Here is an 18,508-nt window from a genome sequence, read left to right on the forward strand (position 1 = left end):
GCGTTCCGCGGAGATTGTGGGAGCCGGATTTATCCGCGAAGAGGCCCTTCAGGGCGCTAAAAGCTTCGCGGGCAAGCACCGCTCCCACAGTCTTGAGTCGTATGCGAACGTTCGACGTTCCGCAGAGATTGTGGGAGCCGGATTTATCCGCGAAGAGACCCTCAAGCGCGCCAAAAAGTTTCGCGGGCAAGCACCGCTCCCACAGTCTTGAGTCGTATGCGAACGTTCGGCGTTCCGCGGAGATTGTGGGAGCCGGATTTATCCGCGAAGAGACCCTCAAACACGCCAAAAAGTTTCGCGGGCAAGCTCCGCTCCCACAGGTTGTATGTTGTGCTCAGGCCTTGCGCCAATTGAGGATCAGCAGTGTCAGCACCCCCGCGACAATCCCCCAGAAAGCTGAGCCGACCGAAAATAGCGTGAACCCGGACGCGGTCACCATAAAAGTGATCAGCGCCGCTTCCCGCTCCCTGGGTTCGTGCATGGCCAGGTTCAAACCGTTCATGATCGAACCGAACAGCGCCAGTGCCGCGATCGAGAGCACCAGTTCCTTGGGCAGTGCGGCGAACAGGGCCGCCAGGGTCGCCCCGAAGGTCCCGGCAATCCCGTAGAAAATCCCGCACCACACCGCGGCCGTGTAGCGCTTGCTCTTGTCTTCATGGGCATGCGGCCCGGTGCAGATGGCCGCGCTGATGGCCGCCAGGTTGATCCCGTGGGAGCCGAAGGGGGCCAGCAGCAGCGAGGCAATCCCGGTCACGCTGATCAGGGGCGAGGCCGGGACGTTGTAACCGTCTGCGCGCAGCACGGCGATGCCGGGCATGTTCTGCGAGGTCATGGCCACCACGAACAGCGGAATGCCAATGCTGATGGTCGCGGCCAGGGAGAACGACGGCGTGCTCCACACCGGCGTCGCCACTTCCAGGTGGAAGCCGCTGAAATCCAGCAAACCCAACAGGGCCGAGAGGGCGGTACCGACCAACAGCGCGGCGAGCACGGCATAACGTGGTGACAGGCGCTTGACGATCAGGTAGCTGAAGAACATCCCCAGCACCAGCCCGGTGCGATGCTGCGCGGCGACGAAGATCTCGCTGCCGATCTTGAACAGGATGCCGGCCAGCAGTGCCGCCGCCAGCGATGAGGGCAGGCGCCTGACCAGCTTCTCGAAACTGCCGGTCAGGCCGCAAATCGTCACCAGCAGCGCACAGGTGATGTAGGCACCGATCGCCTCGCCGTAAGTCACCCCGGACAGGCTGGTGATCAACAGCGCCGCACCGGGCGTCGACCAGGCGATGGTGATCGGCGTGCGATAACGCAGGGACAGGCCGATGCTGCAAATCGCCATGCCGATCGACAGCGCCCAGATCCACGAGGAGATCTGGCCGCTGCTCAGTCCCGCGGCTTGTCCGGCCTGGAACATCAACACCAGGGAGCTGGTGTAGCCGGTCATCATCGCGATAAAACCGGCGACCACGGCGGAAGGCGAAGTGTCGGCTAATGGGCGCAGGCGTGCCTGGGTGAGGTCGGTCATGGGACGGCATTCCTTGTACAGGGGAAACAAGCGGTAACAGTCCGGGTAGACTAAACGTAAAGGTGAGGGCTGATTGCAATACAGCCGGCGCGGCAAACGGCCGTACAGTCGTGTTGGCACCCGGCTTTGTGTACAATGTGCCATGCTTTTACGCGCTACTTGTCAGTGACCCGCTGTGCCGTTCGCCAGTCGGGGTCCATTCGCCGCCGTCTCCGATCCGAGTGCCCATGAACGAACAGTTGCAGCCCCTCAAGAAACAACCGCGTGCCGGCAAGGCTGGGCGCACCGGGACCCAGGACGATATCGTCTACGCGCATATCTTCGAGGCCATCCTCGAACAACGGCTGGCGCCTGGCACCAAGTTGAGCGAAGAAGCGCTGGGAGAGATTTTCGGGGTCAGTCGCACCATCATTCGTCGTGCCTTGTCACGCCTGGCCCATGAAGGGGTGGTGCTGTTGCGTCCCAACCGTGGCGCGGTGGTGGCCAGCCCGAGTGTCGAGGAAGCCCGCCAGGTGTTCCTGGCCCGGCGCATGGTGGAGAAAGCAATTACCGAGCTGGCTGTCTTGCACGCCACGGCCGAGGAACTGGCCCTGTTGCGGCAGATGGTCAACGACGAGCGCGACAGTTTTTCCCGTGGCGATCGTGGCGCGGGAATCCGTCTTTCCGGCGAGTTCCACCTCAAGCTGGCGGAAGCGGCGAAGAATGCCCCGCTGATCAGCTTCCAGCGCAGCCTGGTATCGCAGACTTCGTTGATCATCGCCCAGTACGAAAGCGGTAATCGCTCGCACTGTTCCTATGATGAACACACCCAGTTGATCGATGCCATCGAGGCCCGGAATGCCGTGCTGGCGGTGGATTTGATGATGCACCACATGGACCATATCGACAGCAAGCTCAACCTCGATGAAGAGAGTGCGTCGGATGACCTGCATGCAGTGTTCTCGCACTTGATGCTGGCGAAGAAGCCGGGGCGCTCCGGGGCAAAACTGTAGGACCTGAGCGCAGGAGAACCTGTGGGAGCGGAGCTTGCCCGCGAAGCTTTTAGCGTCCTGGAGGGCCTCTGCGCGGGCAAGCTCCGCTCCCACACAAGCAACATTTCCACATCAGGGCTGCATTCGGCACTTGATTCAGCGCTGGTGCACCAGGTTTCCCGCCGCATAAGTCTGCTTCACCGTCCGGTCATCCCCCAGGGTCATCAGCACGAACAAGGTCTCGGCAATGTTCCTGGTCTGTTTCAGGCGATAGCTGAGCAGTGGCGTGGCGTGATAGTCCAGCACCAGGAAGTCAGCGTCGCTGCCCGGTTGCAGGCTGCCGATCTTGTCTTCCAGGCGCAGCGCCCGGGCGCCGCCGAGGGTCGCCAGGTACAGCGACTTGAACGGACTCAATCGCGCGCCTTGCAGCTGCATGACTTTGTAAGCCTCGTTCAGCGTCTGCAGGATCGAGAAGCTGGTCCCGCCACCCACGTCCGTGCCCACGCCGACATTCAGCTTGTGCTTCTCCGCCATCGGCAGGTTGAACAAGCCGCTGCCGAGGAAGAAGTTCGACGTCGGGCAGAACGCCACCGCCGAGCCGGTCTGCGCCAGGCGGGCACATTCATCGTCACACAGGTGCACACCGTGGGCGAACACCGAGCGCTCGCCAAGCAGATGGTAGTGGTCGTAGACGTCCAGATAGCCCTTGCGCTCCGGGAACAGCTCCTTGACCCATTGCACTTCCTGCAGGTTCTCGCTGATGTGGGTCTGCATGTACAGGTCCGGGTACTCCCCCAGCAGTTGACCGGCCAGGGTCAGTTGCTCCGGGGTTGAGGTCGGTGCAAAACGCGGCGTCACCGCATAGTGCAGGCGACCCTTGCCATGCCAGCGTTCGATCAGCGCCTTGCTCTCCAGATAGCCGGATTCGGCGGTGTCGGTCAGGTAGTCCGGCGCGTTGCGGTCCATCATCACCTTGCCGGCGATCATTCGCAGGTCGAGCTTCTCGGCAGCCTCGAAGAACGCCTCCACCGATTGCGGGTGCACGCTGCCGAAGACCAGGGCCGTGGTGGTGCCGTTGCGCAGCAACTCCTTGATGAAAATATCCGCGACTTCCTCGGCATGGGCCCGGTCGGCGAACTGGCTTTCGCAGGGGAAGGTATAGGTGTTCAGCCAGTCCAGCAATTGCTCGCCATAGGCGCCAACCATGCCGGTTTGCGGCAGATGGATATGGGTGTCGATAAAACCCGGGGTGATCAAGGCGTCGACGTGGTGGATGACTTCAACGTCGGCGGACAGGGTCGGCAGCAGATCCTTGGCCGCGCCCAGGGCACTGATGCGGCCGTTTTCGACCAGCAGCAGGCCGTCTTCGAAATATTCATAGGAGGCCTCGATGCCGACCTCGGCCGGATCGGCGAGGCTGTGCAGGAGGGCGGCGCGGTAGGCTTTGCGGGTCGAAGGCATGGTCTTTCTCAGTGTGTGGCCTGGCTGCGGCGCGAAGCCGGCAGCAGTCTGGCAATGGGTTCGGCGCTCGCGCTGTGCTGGCCGAAATTCGCGTTATAGGTGGCGATGATCTCGCCGGCGATGGAGATGGCGATTTCCACCGGCAACTTGCCTTTGACTTCGGCCAGGCCCAGCGGGCAGCGCATGCGTTGCAGCAGGCTGGCGTCGAAGCCGCGCTCGCGCAGGCGGTGTTCGAACTTGACCCGTTTGGTCTTCGAGCCGATCAGGCCGAAGTAGGCGAAATCGTTGCGCTTGAGGATCGCGGCCGTCAGCTCCAGGTCGAGCGGGTGGTTATGGGTCATGACGATGCAGTAGCTGCCGGCGGGCAAGTTATCGATTTCCTCCACCGGCTCGTCGCTGACGATCTTGCGCACGCCACTGGGCAGTTGCGCCGGAAACTCCTGCTCGCGGGAGTCGATCCAGCGCACCCGGCAGGGCAGGCTGGCGAGCAAGGGCACCAGGGCGCGGCCGACATGGCCGGCACCGAATACCGCGATCTCCGCCTGGACCTGGCCCATGGGCTCGAACAGCAGCACCGTGGCCCCGCCGCAGCACTGGCCGAGGCTGGCGCCCAGGCTGAAGCGCTCCAGGTGGGTGCTCTGCTGGCCGCGGGCGAGCATGTCCCGGGCGATCTGCATGGCCTTGTATTCCAGATGGCCGCCGCCGATGGTGTCGAAGGCGTTGGCCGCGCTGACGACCATTTTCGAACCGGCATTGCGCGGTGTCGAGCCGAGCTCTTCGATGATGGTCACCAGCACGCAGGGTTCGCCCTGGCTTTGCAGGTCGGCGAGGGCACTGATCCAGTCGTTCATAGACACCTCTCTGTTGTCTGTTCCGGCCTATTCGCGGGCAAGCTCCGCTCCCACAACCGATGGGGCGTACTCAAGGGTTGCGGCTTGACACAAATACTGTGGGAGCGGAGCTTGTCGGGTCGCCGCACCGCCGCGAAGCTTTTCATGGTGAGACCAACTCGATTTCGTTGCTCAAGGATTGCTCCGCCTTGACCCGGCGCATCTGCTCGCAGCCCCACAACACCCGTTCCGGCGTCGCCGGGGCATCGATCTTCGGCTGGACCCGATAATCCGCCAGGCTCGCCACCGCATCCTTGAGCGCGCACCACACGGCAATCCCAAGCATGAATGGCGGCTCGCCCACGGCCTTGGAATGGAACACCGTGTCTTCCGGATTCTTGCGGTTCTCCACCAGCTTGACCCGCAGGTCCAGGGGCATGTCGGCCACCGCCGGGATCTTGTAGCTGGCCGGGCCGTTGGTCATCAGCTTGCCCTTGGCGTTCCACACCAGTTCTTCCATGGTCAGCCAGCCCATGCCCTGGACAAACCCGCCTTCGACCTGGCCGATATCGATGGCCGGGTTCAGCGAGGCACCGACGTCATGCAGGATGTCGGTGCGCAGCATTTTGTACTCGCCGGTCAGGGTATCGACGATGACCTCGGCGCAGGCCGCGCCATAGGCGAAGTAATAGAACGGCCGTCCCCGGGCCTGGCTGCGGTCGTAGTAGATCTTCGGCGTCTTGTAGAAACCGGTGCTCGACAGCGACACCTGGGCGAAATACGCCTGCTGGATCAGCGTCTCGAAGCTCAGAATCTGCTCGCGCACCCGTACATGGCCATTGCGGAATTCGACGTCCGCCTCGCTGACCTTGTACTGCCGCGCGGCGAATTCCACCAGACGCTGCTTGATGATCTCGGCCGCGTTCTGCGCCGCCTTGCCGTTCAGGTCGGCACCGCTGGAGGCGGCGGTGGGCGAGGTGTTCGGCACCTTGTCGGTGTTGGTGGCGGTGATCTGCACCCGCTCGATTTCCACCTGGAACACCTCGGCAACCACCTGTGCGACCTTGGTGTTCAAGCCCTGGCCCATTTCCGTGCCACCGTGGTTCAGGTGGATGCTGCCATCGGTGTAGACATGCACCAGCGCCCCGGCCTGGTTGAGGAAGCTGGCGGTAAACGAGATGCCGAACTTCACCGGCGTCAGCGCCAGGCCTTTTTTCAGCACCGGGCTGTGGGCGTTGTAGCGGCGAATGGTTTCCCGCCGTTCGGCGTACTGGCTGCTGGCTTCCAGTTCGGCGGTCATTTCCTCGAGCATGTTGTGCTCGACGGTCTGGTAGTAATGGGTGACGTTGCGCTCGGTCTTGCCATAGTAGTTGGCCTTGCGCACCGCCAGCGGATCGAGGCCCAGGTGTCGGGCGATGCTGTCCATCACCTCCTCGATGGCGACCATGCCCTGTGGGCCGCCGAAGCCGCGATAGGCGGTGTTGGAGGCGATGTTGGTCTTGCAGCGGTGGCCGTTGACGGTAACGTCGCCCAGGTAATAGGCGTTGTCGGCATGGAACATCGCCCGGTCGACAATCGACGCCGACAGGTCCGGCGAACAGCCGCAGTTGCCGGCCAGTTCCAGGTTGATCCCGTGCAGGCGCCCGCTGCTGTCGAAACCGACGTCGTACTCGATATAGAAGGGGTGGCGCTTGCCGGTCATCAACATGTCTTCGACCCGGGGCAGGCGCATCTTGGTCGGTTGCCCGGTCAGGCGCGCCACTACCGCGCACAGGCAGGCCGGGCTGGCGGCCTGGGTTTCCTTGCCGCCGAAACCGCCGCCCATGCGGCGCATGTCGACCACGATCTTGTTCATCGACACGTCCAGCACCTCTGCCACCAGCTTCTGCACTTCGGTGGGGTTCTGGGTCGAGCAATAGACGATCATACCGCCGTCTTCGGTGGGCATCACCGAGGAAATCTGGGTTTCCAGGTAGAAGTGCTCCTGTCCGCCGATATGCAGGTTGCCCTGGATACGCTGTTCGGCGCTGGCCAGGGCCGCGGCCGAATCACCGCGCTTGTGGGTATGGCTGTCGAGCACGAAATGGCGCTTGCGCAGGGCCTCGACCACATCGAGCACCGGCTCCAGGTCTTCGTATTCGATCAGCGCGGCCATGGCCGCCTGGCGTGCGGTATCCAGGTCGCGGGCCGCCACGGCGAGCACCGGCTGGCCGACGAACTCGACGAGATCGATGGCCAGCAACGGGTCGCCCGGTAGCAGCGGGCCGATGTCCTTGAGGCCGGGAATGTCTTCATGGGTAATGGCGATGCGTACCCCCTCGAAGGCATAACACGGCGCGGTGTCGATGCTGAGGATGCGCGCGTGGGCGCGGTCGGACATCCGCGCATAGACGTGCAACTGGTTGGGGAACTCCAGGCGGTCGTCGATATACACCGCCTCGCCGGCCACATGCTTGTCGGCGCTGTCGTGCTTGACGCTGCGACCGACGCCGGTGTTCAGGTCGCGGGCGAACAGCTCGGCCATCTCGGCCTGGGTTTTTTCCACGGCGTGAGGATTAGACATAAGCGGTCACCCGAGTCTCGATGTGCGGTGTTTGCAGCTCGATGAAGTACTTGCGCAACAGATTGCGGGCACTGAGCAGGCGATATTCCTTGCTGGCGCGGAAGTCCGACAGCGGGGTGAAATCCTCGCCCAGCGCCGCGCAGGCACGTTCCAGGCTGTCCTGGTTCCAGGGCTGGCCGACCAGGGCGCGTTCGCAGGAGCGGGCTCGTTTGGGAATCGCCGCCATGCCGCCGAAAGCGATCCGTGCCTCGGCCACCACGCCGTTTTCCAGGCGCAGGTTGAAGGCTGCGCAGACTGCCGAAATATCGTCATCCAGGCGCTTGGAAACCTTGTAGGCGCGGAACTGCCACGCGGTATTGGCTCGGGGCACGATGATGCTTTCGATGAACTCGCTGTCCTGGCGCGCGGTGACCCGGTAATCGATGAAATAGTCTTCCAGCGCCAGGGTCCGAGTGCTGTCGCCCTTGCGCAGGCGCAGTTGTGCGTCGAGGGCAATCAGTAATGGTGGCGAATCGCCGATGGGCGAGGCGTTGCCGATATTGCCGCCCAGGGTGCCCTGGTTGCGGATCTGCAGCGAGGCGAAGCGTTGCAGCAGTTCGCCGAAGTCCGGGTACTCGGCCTTGAGGGCTGTGTAACAATCGGAGAGCGGGGTAGCGGCGCCGATTTCCAGGTGATCGTCGAAGGTCTCGATGCGCTTGAGTTCAGCCACGTTGCCGACATAGATCATCACCGGCAAGGGGCGATGGAACTGGGTGACCTCCAGCGCCAGGTCGGTGCCGCCGGCCAACAGCCGGGCTTGCGGATAGGAATCGTAAAGCGCGGCCAGGTCGGCGACCGTCATGGGCACCAGGCAGCGCTTGTCGCCGCTGTTCAGTTCGGCGGTTTCGCTCGGCGCAATCGCCTTGAGGCGAGCGATGGTTTCGGCTTCGCGGGCATCGAACTGGTCGGCCGGCTTGTTGCAGCAGGCGTGCTCGGCGGCGGCGAGGATCGGCCGGTAGCCGGTGCAGCGGCAGAGGTTGCCGGCCAGGGCTTCGTGGGCCTTGTGGCGGTCCGGTGCGTCGCTGTTCTTTTGCAGGGCGAACAGCGACATTACGAAGCCCGGCGTGCAGAAACCGCACTGCGAACCGTGGCAGTCGACCATGGCTTGCTGCACGCTGTGCAGTTTGCCTTGATGTTTGAGGTCTTCAACGCTGATCAGTTGCTTGCCGTGCAAGGACGAGACAAAGGTCAGGCAGGCATTGAGGCTGCGATAGCGAATCCGATCATGGCCCGAGTCGCCGCACTGCAACTCGCCGACCACCACGGTGCAGGCACCACAGTCGCCGCTGGCGCAGCCTTCCTTGGTACCGGGTTTGCCCAGGTGTTCGCGCAAATACTCGAGCACCGTCAGATTCGGGTCCAGGGCGTGCTCGCGACGGAGCTCCTGGTTGAGTAAAAACTGGATCACGGAAGGCCTCGCAGACTCATTATTGTTGTTGACCGATGAGCAGAATCTAGTGATATCTGACTTTTTGGTCAACAAATATCTGACCTAAGGGTCAGGAAATCTCGCGATTGAAAGCATGGAGCGCTTTCTCCCAGTCTAGCTGCTGAAATAATTGCGGGATTCGTGCCAAATTCCATCCTTGCAGCGCTGCGCCAGCACGTATCAAGTGCGCTACACTGCGCCGCTTGCACTGATCGAAGATTTTGAAGGAAAACCATGACGTTCAAGGCGCCGGACAGCCTCGCCGAGCAAATTGCTCATCACCTCGCCGAACGCATTATTCGCGGCGATCTCAAGCCCGGGGAGCGCATCCAGGAACAAAAGGTCACGTTGGCGCTCAATGTCAGCCGTGGCTCCGTACGCGAAGCGTTGCTGATACTCGAACGCCGCCATCTGATTGCCATCTTGCCCAGGCGCGGTGCCCATGTCACCGAACTCACCGCGCACAAGGTGCAGAGCCTGTGCACCCTGATGAGCGAGTTGTACATCCTGCTGGGCAACGCCGTCGCCCAACGCTGGAAGGAGCAGGCCGATCTCGCGCCGTTCCTGCAATTGCAGCAGCGTCTGGGCGCCAGCTTCGAGCGCGCGGATATCCGCACCTTCGTCGAAGACAGCTTCAATGTGATGCGTGCGGCGTTTCCGTTTGCTGATAACCCGTATCTGCAGGAAACCGTCGAGAACCTGCAGCCGGCCATGAGCCGTGCCTATTACCTGGCGCTGGAACGGCGCAAGGCGGAAATGAGCGAATATCTGAATCTGTTCGCGCAACTGCTGGCCGCCGTCGTGGCCCGCGACCTGCCGCTGATCCGTACGGTCCTGGCCAACTACGCCCAGCGTAGCTGCGACATCGTCCTGTCTGCCCTGGCGGTCGACTAAGCGTGCGGCTCAAGTGCATCAAGTTGGCGGGGTTCAAATCCTTCGTCGACCCGACCACGGTGAACTTCCCCAGTAACATGGCGGCGGTGGTCGGTCCCAACGGTTGCGGCAAGTCGAACATCATCGACGCCGTCCGCTGGGTGATGGGCGAGAGCTCGGCGAAGAACCTGCGCGGCGAGTCGATGACCGACGTCATCTTCAACGGCTCCACCAGCCGCAAGCCGGTGAGCCAGGCGAGCATCGAACTGGTGTTCGACAACTCCGACGGCACCCTGGTCGGCGAGTACGCCGCCTATGCGGAAATCTCCATCCGCCGCAAGGTCACCCGCGACAGTCAGAACAGCTATTTCCTCAACGGCACCAAATGCCGGCGCCGGGATATCACCGATATCTTCCTCGGCACCGGCCTGGGCCCGCGCAGCTACTCGATCATCGAGCAGGGGATGATCTCCAAGCTGATCGAGGCCAAGCCCGAAGACCTGCGCAACTTTATCGAGGAAGCGGCGGGCATCTCCAAGTACAAGGAGCGCCGGCGCGAGACTGAAAACCGTATTCGCCGTACCCATGAAAACCTGGCGCGCCTGACTGACCTGCGCGAAGAACTGGAGCGTCAGCTCGAACGCCTGCACCGCCAGGCCCAGGCCGCCGAGAAATACCAGGAATACAAGGGCGAGGAGCGCCAGCTCAAGGCCCAGCTGTCGGCCTTGCGCTGGCAGGCGTTGAATGAACAGGTCGGCCAGCGCGAAGCGATTATCGGCAACCAGGAAATCAGCTTCGAAGCCCTGGTGGCCGAGCAGCGCAACGCTGATGCCAGCATCGAACGCCTGCGGGACGGGCACCATGAGCTGTCCGAACGCTTCAATCTGGTGCAGGGACGCTTCTATTCGGTCGGCGGCGATATCGCCCGGGTCGAGCAGAGCATCCAGCACGGCCAGCAGCGTTTGCGGCAATTGCAGGACGACCTGCGCGAGGCCGAGCGCGCTCGTTTGGAAACTGAATCCCATCTGGGCCATGACCGCACCTTGCTGGCGACCCTCGGCGAAGAGTTGGCCATGCTCGAACCCGAGCAGGAGCTGACCAGCGCCGCCGCCGAAGAGGCCGCCGCCGCGCTGGAAGAGTCGGAAACCACCATGCACGGCTGGCAGGAGCAGTGGGACAATTTCAACCTGAGCTCGGCCGAGCCGCGGCGCCAGGCCGAAGTCCAGCAATCGCGCATCCAGCAGCTGGAAACCAGCATGGAGCGCCTGGCCGAGCGCCAGCGGCGTCTGGCCGAGGAGCGCACCTTGCTGTCCGCGGACCCGGAAGACGCGGCGATCCTCGAACTCAGCGAGCAATTGGCCGAGAGCGAGCAGACCCTGGAAGACTTGCAGGCCAGTGAAGAAGGCCAGGTCGAACGCCTGGAGCAACTGCGCCAGGATTTGCAGCAGGCCATGCAGGACCAGCAACAGGCCCAGGGCGACTTGCAGCGCCTCAATGGCCGCCTGGCCTCCCTGGAGGCCTTGCAGCAGGCGGCGCTCGATCCGGGCACCGGCACCGCCGAGTGGCTGCGTGAGCAGCAGTTGGCGCAGCGCCCGCGTCTGGCCGAAGGTTTGCAGGTCGAGGCGGGTTGGGAGCTGGCGGTGGAAACCGTGCTCGGCGCCGACTTGCAGGCCGTGCTGGTGGATGATTTCGCCGGCCTCGACCTGGCGGGCTTCCAGCAGGGCGACCTGCGTCTGCTCAGCCCGGCGCCGGACGGCACCCGGGTACCGGGCAGCCTGCTGGAGAAGGTCGAGGCGGATATCGATCTATCACCCTGGCTGGGTCAGGTCAAGCCGGTTGAAAGTCTCGAACAGGCTTTGTCCCAGCGCGGCCAGTTGGCGGCCGGGGAAAGCCTGATCAGCCGCGACGGCTTCTGGGTCGGGCGGCATTTCCTGCGGGTGCGTCGGGCCAGCGAGGCCGAGAGCGGCGTGCTTGCCCGCGGCCAGGAAATCCAGCGCCTGGGGCTGGAGCGTGAAGAGCGCGAAGAAACCCTGGCCAGCCTTGAAACCCGTTTGCAAACCCTGCGCGCCACCCAGCGCCAGCAGGAAACCGGACGCGAACATCTGCGTCGCTTGCTGCAGGACGAAGCGCGCCAGCAGGGCGAACTCAAGGCCAGGCTGTCCGCCAGCAAGGCCAAGGCCGAGCAGCTGCAATTGCGCCGTACCCGTCTCGATGAAGAGCAGGGTGAACTGGCCGAGCAGCGCGCCCAGGAACACGAAGAGGTCGGCGAGGCGCGCCTGCAACTGCAGGAGGCCCTCGACACCATGGCCGTCGATACCGAGCAGCGCGAGTTGCTGCTGGCCCAGCGCGACAGCCTGCGCGAACGCCTCGATCGGGTTCGCCAGGAGGCTCGCCAGCACAAGGATCATGCCCATCAACTGGCGGTGCGCCTCGGTTCCCTCAAGGCTCAGCACGACTCCACCCGCCAGGCCTTGGAGCGCCTGGAGCTGCAATCCGAGCGCCTGAGCGAAAAGCGCGAGCAACTGAGTCTGAACCTGGAGGAGGGCGAGGCGCCGTTGGAAGAACTGCGCCTCAAGCTCGAGGAGTTGCTCGACAAGCGCCTGAGCGTCGACGTCGAACTCAAGACCGCACAGATCGCCCTGGAAGATGCCGACCGCGAACTGCGTGATGCCGAAAAGCGCCGCAGCCAGGCCGAGCAGCAGTCGCAGCTGATTCGCGGCCAGCTGGAACAGCAACGCATGGAGTGGCAGGCTCTCAACGTACGACGCAAGACCTTGCAGGACCAGTTGCTGGAAGACGGCTACGACCTGCACGGCGTGCTCGCCACTCTGACCGCCGAGGCCGGCGAGAAGGAGGCCGAGGAAGAACTCGAGCGCATTGCCGCGCGCATCCAGCGTTTGGGCGCGATCAACCTCGCGGCCATTGACGAATACCAGCAACAATCCGAGCGTAAACGTTACCTGGATGCTCAGGACGCCGACCTGGTGGAAGCCCTCGACACCCTGGAAAACGTTATTCGCAAGATCGACAAGGAAACCCGCAATCGCTTCAAGGACACCTTCGATCAGATCAACGCCGGGATCCAGGCTTTGTTTCCAAAAGTGTTCGGCGGCGGCAGTGCTTACCTGGAGCTCACCGGCGATGATCTGCTCGACACCGGGGTCACCATCATGGCGCGGCCGCCGGGCAAGAAGAACAGCACCATCCATTTACTCTCCGGCGGGGAGAAAGCCCTTACCGCCCTGGCCCTGGTGTTTGCCATTTTCAAATTGAATCCTGCGCCGTTTTGCATGCTCGACGAAGTTGACGCGCCGCTGGATGACGCTAACGTTGGACGGTATGCCCGGCTTGTCAAAGAGATGTCACAAACGGTGCAGTTCATCTATATCACCCACAACAAGATCGCCATGGAAATGGCCGATCAACTGATGGGGGTGACCATGCACGAGCCGGGTTGCTCACGGCTGGTGGCGGTGGATGTGGAGGAGGCCATGGCCCTGGTGGACGCCTGAATCGTCCGCTGATGAGGCAAAGATATTCGGTGCGTAAGGGGATTTCCTTGGTCGTTGTGGGAACTAGCACTGATCCTTGGGGACTTATAAATGCAAGCCTGTACGACAGACGGTGTAAAGTTTCCTTGTGTCGTGTTAATTTAATGTCAAGTTTTCTTGTGCGTGGGAAAAAATGCCTGTCAGAACATAGAGTTGGCGCCACGCTTTAAAGGGGTTTCAGCCCTTTCTTCATAGAACCATTTATTTAGAGGCACGGGATTACATGGAAATCGGTCTGCGCGAGTGGCTGATCGTCATCGGCATCATAGTCATTGCCGGTATTCTTTTCGATGGCTGGCGCCGGATGCGCGGTGGCAAGGGCAAGCTCAAGTTCCGTCTGGATCGGAGCCTGTCGAACCTGCCCGACGAAGACACCAGCGCTGAATTGCTGGGGCCGGCTCGTGTGCTGGACACCCACAAGGAACCTGAGCTGGACGAGCATGACCTGCCGTCGGTAAGCATGCCGGCGCGTGAAAGCCGTGAGAAACCGTCCAAACGCGGCAAGCGTGGTGGCGAGCCGAGCCAGGGCGATTTGAACCTGGACCTGGATGAAGGTCCACGCTTCAGCAGCCGTGACGATGACTTCCCAGAGGAAGGCAACAAGCCGGCGGCGCGTCAGGAAAAGGAACAGCCGGCGGCGGAAGAAGTGTTGGTGATCAGCGTGATCAGTCGCGATGCCAACGGTTTCAAAGGGCCGGCGCTGTTACAGAACATCCTGGAAAGCGGCCTGCGTTTCGGTGAGATGGATATCTTCCATCGTCACGAAAGCATGGCCGGCAATGGCGAAGTGCTGTTCTCCATGGCCAACGCGGTGAAACCGGGTGTGTTCGATCTCGACGATATCGACCACTTCACCACCCCGGCGGTGAGCTTCTTCCTCGGCCTGCCAGGTCCGCGTCATCCGAAGCAGGCGTTCGACGTGATGGTGGCCGCTGCGCGCAAATTGTCGCAAGAGCTCAATGGCGAACTGAAGGACGACCAGCGTAGTGTGCTGACCGCTCAGACCATCGAGCACTATCGTCAGCGTATCGTCGAATTCGAACGTCGCGCCTTGACCCAGAAGCGTTGAACGGCTGAGCGCTTTGCGCTCAGCGTCAGCGAACCGGCTCCTACCGCACTAACATATTGAGCAGCCTCGGCTGCTCTTTTGCTTTATGAGAGAACTCCATGACCGCCGCCCACACCCGGATTCAAGAACTGCGCGCTGAACTGGATCAGCACAACTACCGTTACCACGTCCTCGACGAGCCGAGCATTCCGGACGCCGAGTACGATCGCCTGTTCCGCGAACTCAAGGCCCTGGAGGCCGAGCACCCGGAACTGGTCAGCGTCGACTCGCCGACCCAGCGCGTCGGCAGTGCCGCCTTGTCGGCGTTCACCCAGGTCCGGCATGAAATCCCCATGCTGAGCCTGGGCAACGCCTTTGAAGAAACCGACATGCGCGAATTCGATCGCCGGGTCAGCGAAGGCCTGGACCTGCCGGCCGGCGATCTGTTCGGCGCCGGTGCCGAGGTCGAATACAGCTGCGAACCGAAGCTCGACGGCCTGGCGGTCAGCCTGCTGTACCAGGACGGTGTCCTGGTTCGTGGCGCCACCCGTGGCGATGGCACCACCGGCGAAGACATCAGCGTCAACGTGCGCACCGTGCGCAATATCCCCCTCAAGCTCCACGGCAGCGGCTGGCCGGCGACCCTGGAAGTGCGCGGCGAGGTCTTCATGTCCAAGGCCGGTTTCGAGCGCTTGAACACCTCGCAGCTGGAAGCCGGCGGCAAGACCTTCGCCAACCCGCGCAACGCCGCGGCCGGCAGCCTGCGCCAGCTGGACTCGAAGATCACCGCCAGCCGTCCGCTGGAGTTCTGCTGCTATGGCCTGGGCCAGGTGTCCGCCGAAATTGCCGACACCCATATCGGCAATCTCCAGCAACTCAAGACCTGGGGTATGCCGGTCAGTCGCGAACTGAAGCTGGCGAAAGGCATTGGCGAGTGCCTGGATTATTACCGTGACATCGGTGAGCGGCGTAACGCGCTGCCGTACGAAATCGACGGCGTGGTGTTCAAGGTCAACAGCCTGGCGTCCCAGCGTGAACTGGGTTTCCGTGCCCGCGAACCGCGCTGGGCGATTGCCCACAAATTTCCGGCCATGGAAGAGCTCACCGAACTGCTCGACGTGGAATTCCAGGTCGGCCGTACCGGTGCGGTCACCCCCGTGGCCCGGCTCAAGCCGGTCAAGGTCGCGGGCGTGACCGTCTCCAACGCCACCTTGCACAACATGGACGAAGTGGCGCGCCTGGGGCTGATGATCGGCGACACCGTGATCATTCGCCGGGCCGGAGACGTGATTCCGCAAGTGGTGCAGGTGGTCACCGACCGGCGTCCGGAAAATGCCCGCGCCGTGCAGATCCCGGAAAGCTGCCCGGTATGCGGCTCCCATGTCGAGCGCACACAACTGGTCAAGCGTAGCAAGGGCCGCGAGACGGTCAGCGAAGGCGCGGTGTATCGCTGCGTCGGCCGGCTGGCCTGTGGCGCGCAGCTCAAGCAGGCGATCATCCACTTCGTCTCCCGGCGGGCCATGGACATCGACGGCTTGGGCGATAAGACCATCGAACAGTTGGTGGACGAAAAGCTGATCGCTTCGCCTGCGGACCTCTACATTCTGAAGTACGAACAGCTCGTCGATTTGGAAGGCTTTGCCGAGCTGTCGACGCGCAACCTGCTGGAGGCGATTGCCGCCAGCAAGAAGCCGAGCCTGGCGCGGTTTATCTATGCCCTGGGCATTCCCGATGTGGGCGAGGAAACGGCCAAGGTCCTGGCGCGCTCTCTCGGCTCGCTGGAGCGGGTCATGCAGGCCTTGCCGTCGGTACTGACCTACCTGCCGGATGTCGGCATGGAAGTGGCCTACGAGATCCGCAGCTTTTTCGAAGATGAACACAACCGCACGGTCATAGCGCAACTGCTGGAGCGCGGTCTGGAGTTGCAGGACCAGGGCGAACTGGGCGCCGAGTTTGCCGCCAGCACTACCTTGGGTGGATTGATCGCCAAACTGGATATCAGCTCGGTGGGGCCGACGGCGGCGGAAAAGCTGGCGGCCAAGTTCGGTTCGGTCGAAGGCGTTATCGCGGCCGACTGGCTCGATCTGCGTCAGACGTTGAGTGAAAAGCCGGCCAACGCCGTGCGTGAATTCTTTGCTCAGCCAGGGAATGCTGAGCGTGCCCTGGCGATTGAAGCGCAGTTGCGTGATTTCGGCATGCATTGGCACAGCGAGAAGAAGGCGGTGGAAGGCTTGCCGCTGGCGGGGCAGACCTGGGTGCTGACCGGTTCGCTGGAACTGATGAGCCGCGATGTGGCCAAGGACAAGCTGGAAAGCCTGGGGGCCAAGGTGGCGGGCTCGGTCTCGGCCAAGACCCACTGCGTGGTGGCAGGGCCGGGCGCTGGTTCGAAGCTGGCGAAGGCCAACGAGCTGGGCCTCAAGGTGCTGGATGAAGAGGCGTTCGTGGTGTTTCTGAAAGGACATGGCATCGAGGTCTGAACCGCCACGCCAGCGCTGAGCGCACCGCGATCCCGTGTCGGAGTCGGCTTGCTGGCGATGGCGTTCTTGAGATCGGCAAAAGCTTCGCGGGCAAGCACCGCTGCCACAAGTTCTTCGTCATTCGCAGCAATTGCGTCCGGCTCAAAACTTACATGTGGGAGCGGAGCTTGCCCGCGAAGAGGCCCTTGAGGTCACCAAAAGTTCTGTGAGTAAACTCTGCTCCTGCGGGCCGCGTTGCTTTCCCTGCATCAGGGAACCCGCCACCGTGCCCAATGATCTAGTCTAGGCAGGCCCCTGGAGAGATCGCCATGTACCGGTTCTTCGAACAACTCAGTTCCCGCATCGCCGCGCCCTTCGTCAGCGAGCCCTCGCGCAGCAGCAAGGTCTGGCATTGCCGCTGCGGCCAATCGGTCTTCTTCCGCAACAGCCAATGCCTGGCCTGTTCCGCAGCATTGGGCTACGAACCGCGTGACAGTACGCTGTCATCCCTCCAGCCCGGCCCTTACCCGGACAGCTGGCAACTGGACACCGACCCTGACGCGGGCCTGTTCCGCCGCTGCGCCAACCTCGACACCGCGGCCGCCTGCAACTGGCTGATTGCCTATGCCCACGGCAGCAGCCTGTGCACCGCGTGCGCCCTCAACCGCACCATCCCCGACCTGTCCATCGCGGAAAACCCCGAGCGTTGGCGCAAGGTCGAAACCGCCAAGCGCCGCCTGGTCGCCCAGTTGATCGCCTTGGGCCTGCAAGTCATCCCGAAAACCTGGAACGAAGAGAGCGGCCTGGCCTTCGATTTCGTTGGTGTCGACCTGGAAGGCAAGACGCCCATGACCGGCCACGCCAAGGGCCTGATCACCCTCGACATCAAGGAAGCCGACGATGAGCACCGGGAAAAAGTCCGCGTGCAGATGCGCGAGCCATACCGCACCTTGCTCGGTCATTTCCGCCATGAAGTGGGGCATTACTACTGGGACCGGCTGATTGCCAACAGCCACTGGCTGGAACCGTTTCGCAGCCTGTTCGGCGACGAGCGCGTCAGCTATGCCGACGCCCTGGAGCGCCATTACCAGCAGGGAGCGCCGCAGGACTGGCCGCAACACTTCGTCAGCGCCTACGCCACCATGCATCCCTGGGAAGACTGGGCGGAAACCTGGGCGCATTACCTGCACATGATGGATGCGGTGGACACGGCGCTGGGCTTTGGCATGAGTGCCAGGGAGTCAGATTTTGACTACCCGTCATTTCCCCTGAGCGCGCTCTATGACCCGCAACATCCGGAAGGGCCGGCGTTCCTATCCTTCGTTAATGCCTGGATCGAACTGGCGGGCATGCTCAACGAGCTGTCCCGCAGCATGGGCCAGCCGGACTTCTACCCCTTTGTGCTGCCACCGACGACCATTGCCAAACTGCACTTTATCCACCTGGTGATCCAGGAGGAGGGAGGGCGGGCGGAGGCCTGCTTGTCGCCCTTGTAGGCGCTCGCAATGCAGGTTGCCAGGACCATGTCCTTGTGGTTTTGCCCATAGGTACGTGTTCCGGCCTCCGGAGAGGTGCTGGCATCGTCCTCCGCATAAACCACGGATGTCAGCAGCATCAGGATGGATGCCGGCAGGATGCCCAGTAGAACCTTCTTCACAGCCAACTCCAGAAATGTGCACGGTCGGTAAGATAGTTTGCATCGGGTTTGTTGGTCATATCGGCCATTGTGCCGAAACGCCCAGGATGCTGGCCATTTCACCGC

Annotated in this window: 12 protein-coding genes; 7 read left to right on the forward strand and 5 right to left on the reverse strand. The window is 62.6% G+C overall.

All coding sequences use genetic code 11. From position 1 onward, the window contains the following. Positions 1-211 (forward strand): hypothetical protein (locus tag M5B99_RS21230; protein WP_248805867.1); only part of this gene is annotated, 211 nt, incomplete at its 5' end. 123 nt (positions 212-334) lie between these two features. On the opposite strand, the gene M5B99_RS21235 is transcribed toward M5B99_RS21230, so the two are convergent. Further along, on the reverse strand, positions 335-1,525 hold the full coding sequence (locus M5B99_RS21235) for a benzoate/H(+) symporter BenE family transporter (protein WP_248805868.1): 1,191 nt from the start codon (positions 1,523-1,525) through the stop codon (positions 335-337). A gap of 227 nt (positions 1,526-1,752) precedes the next feature. Here M5B99_RS21235 and M5B99_RS21240 point away from each other — a divergent pair, with 227 nt between their 5' ends. Next, the gene (locus tag M5B99_RS21240) at positions 1,753-2,517 is read left to right on the forward strand and encodes a GntR family transcriptional regulator (RefSeq protein WP_248805869.1); all 765 of its coding nucleotides are present in this window, start codon (positions 1,753-1,755) and stop codon (positions 2,515-2,517) included. A 135-nt stretch (positions 2,518-2,652) separates the two neighbouring features. Here M5B99_RS21240 and guaD read toward each other — a convergent pair whose 3' ends face one another. The 4 genes from guaD to xdhA form a co-directional block, all read right to left on the reverse strand. After that, the gene (guaD, locus tag M5B99_RS21245; protein ID WP_248805870.1) at positions 2,653-3,957 is read right to left on the reverse strand and encodes a guanine deaminase; all 1,305 of its coding nucleotides are present in this window, start codon (positions 3,955-3,957) and stop codon (positions 2,653-2,655) included. Between the two features lie 8 nt (positions 3,958-3,965). Beyond that, positions 3,966-4,808 (reverse strand): xanthine dehydrogenase accessory protein XdhC, encoded by an 843-nt coding sequence (gene xdhC / locus M5B99_RS21250; RefSeq protein ID WP_248805871.1) that lies wholly within the window; start codon positions 4,806-4,808, stop codon positions 3,966-3,968. Between the two features lie 142 nt (positions 4,809-4,950). After that, on the reverse strand, positions 4,951-7,350 hold the full coding sequence (gene xdhB, locus M5B99_RS21255) for a xanthine dehydrogenase molybdopterin binding subunit (RefSeq protein WP_248805872.1): 2,400 nt from the start codon (positions 7,348-7,350) through the stop codon (positions 4,951-4,953). After that, a complete protein-coding gene (gene xdhA / locus M5B99_RS21260; protein ID WP_248805873.1) occupies positions 7,343-8,797 on the reverse strand; it encodes a xanthine dehydrogenase small subunit in 1,455 nt (484 codons plus the stop codon). Before xdhA ends, xdhB begins: the two co-directional genes overlap by 8 nt. Positions 8,798-9,052: 255 nt before the next feature. Between xdhA and M5B99_RS21265 the strand changes: the two genes are divergently transcribed. The 5 genes from M5B99_RS21265 (at position 9,053) to M5B99_RS21285 (ending at position 18,242) form a co-directional block, all read left to right on the forward strand. After that, positions 9,053-9,712, forward strand: coding sequence for a GntR family transcriptional regulator (locus M5B99_RS21265; RefSeq protein ID WP_248805874.1), 660 nt, complete (start codon positions 9,053-9,055; stop codon positions 9,710-9,712). 2 nt (positions 9,713-9,714) lie between these two features. After that, positions 9,715-13,203 (forward strand): chromosome segregation protein SMC, encoded by a 3,489-nt coding sequence (gene smc, locus M5B99_RS21270; RefSeq protein WP_248805875.1) that lies wholly within the window; start codon positions 9,715-9,717, stop codon positions 13,201-13,203. A gap of 262 nt (positions 13,204-13,465) precedes the next feature. Then, positions 13,466-14,311, forward strand: a complete 846-nt coding sequence (gene zipA / locus M5B99_RS21275) for a cell division protein ZipA (RefSeq protein ID WP_248805876.1) — start codon at positions 13,466-13,468, stop codon at positions 14,309-14,311. Positions 14,312-14,409: 98 nt separating this feature from the next. After that, complete coding sequence (ligA, locus tag M5B99_RS21280) at positions 14,410-16,767, forward strand: NAD-dependent DNA ligase LigA (RefSeq protein WP_248805877.1); 2,358 nt, start codon at positions 14,410-14,412, stop codon at positions 16,765-16,767. A gap of 308 nt (positions 16,768-17,075) precedes the next feature. Beyond that, positions 17,076-18,242, forward strand: a complete 1,167-nt coding sequence (locus M5B99_RS21285) for a putative zinc-binding metallopeptidase (protein ID WP_248805878.1) — start codon at positions 17,076-17,078, stop codon at positions 18,240-18,242. Positions 18,243-18,508 lie beyond the last annotated feature (266 nt).

The organism is Pseudomonas sp. MWU13-2100 (assembly GCF_023242365.1).
Classification (GTDB): Bacteria; Pseudomonadota; Gammaproteobacteria; order Pseudomonadales; family Pseudomonadaceae; genus Aquipseudomonas.

Coding starts and splice junctions, on each gene's coding strand:
- M5B99_RS21235 (WP_248805868.1), bottom strand. CDS start 1,525: ATGACCGACCTCACCCAGGCACGCCTGCGCCCATTAGCCGACACTTCG.
- M5B99_RS21240 (WP_248805869.1), top strand. CDS start 1,753: ATGAACGAACAGTTGCAGCCCCTCAAGAAACAACCGCGTGCCGGCAAG.
- guaD (WP_248805870.1), bottom strand. CDS start 3,957: ATGCCTTCGACCCGCAAAGCCTACCGCGCCGCCCTCCTGCACAGCCTC.
- xdhC (WP_248805871.1), bottom strand. CDS start 4,808: ATGAACGACTGGATCAGTGCCCTCGCCGACCTGCAAAGCCAGGGCGAA.
- xdhB (WP_248805872.1), bottom strand. CDS start 7,350: ATGTCTAATCCTCACGCCGTGGAAAAAACCCAGGCCGAGATGGCCGAG.
- M5B99_RS21265 (WP_248805874.1), top strand. CDS start 9,053: ATGACGTTCAAGGCGCCGGACAGCCTCGCCGAGCAAATTGCTCATCAC.
- zipA (WP_248805876.1), top strand. CDS start 13,466: ATGGAAATCGGTCTGCGCGAGTGGCTGATCGTCATCGGCATCATAGTC.
- ligA (WP_248805877.1), top strand. CDS start 14,410: ATGACCGCCGCCCACACCCGGATTCAAGAACTGCGCGCTGAACTGGAT.
- M5B99_RS21285 (WP_248805878.1), top strand. CDS start 17,076: ATGTACCGGTTCTTCGAACAACTCAGTTCCCGCATCGCCGCGCCCTTC.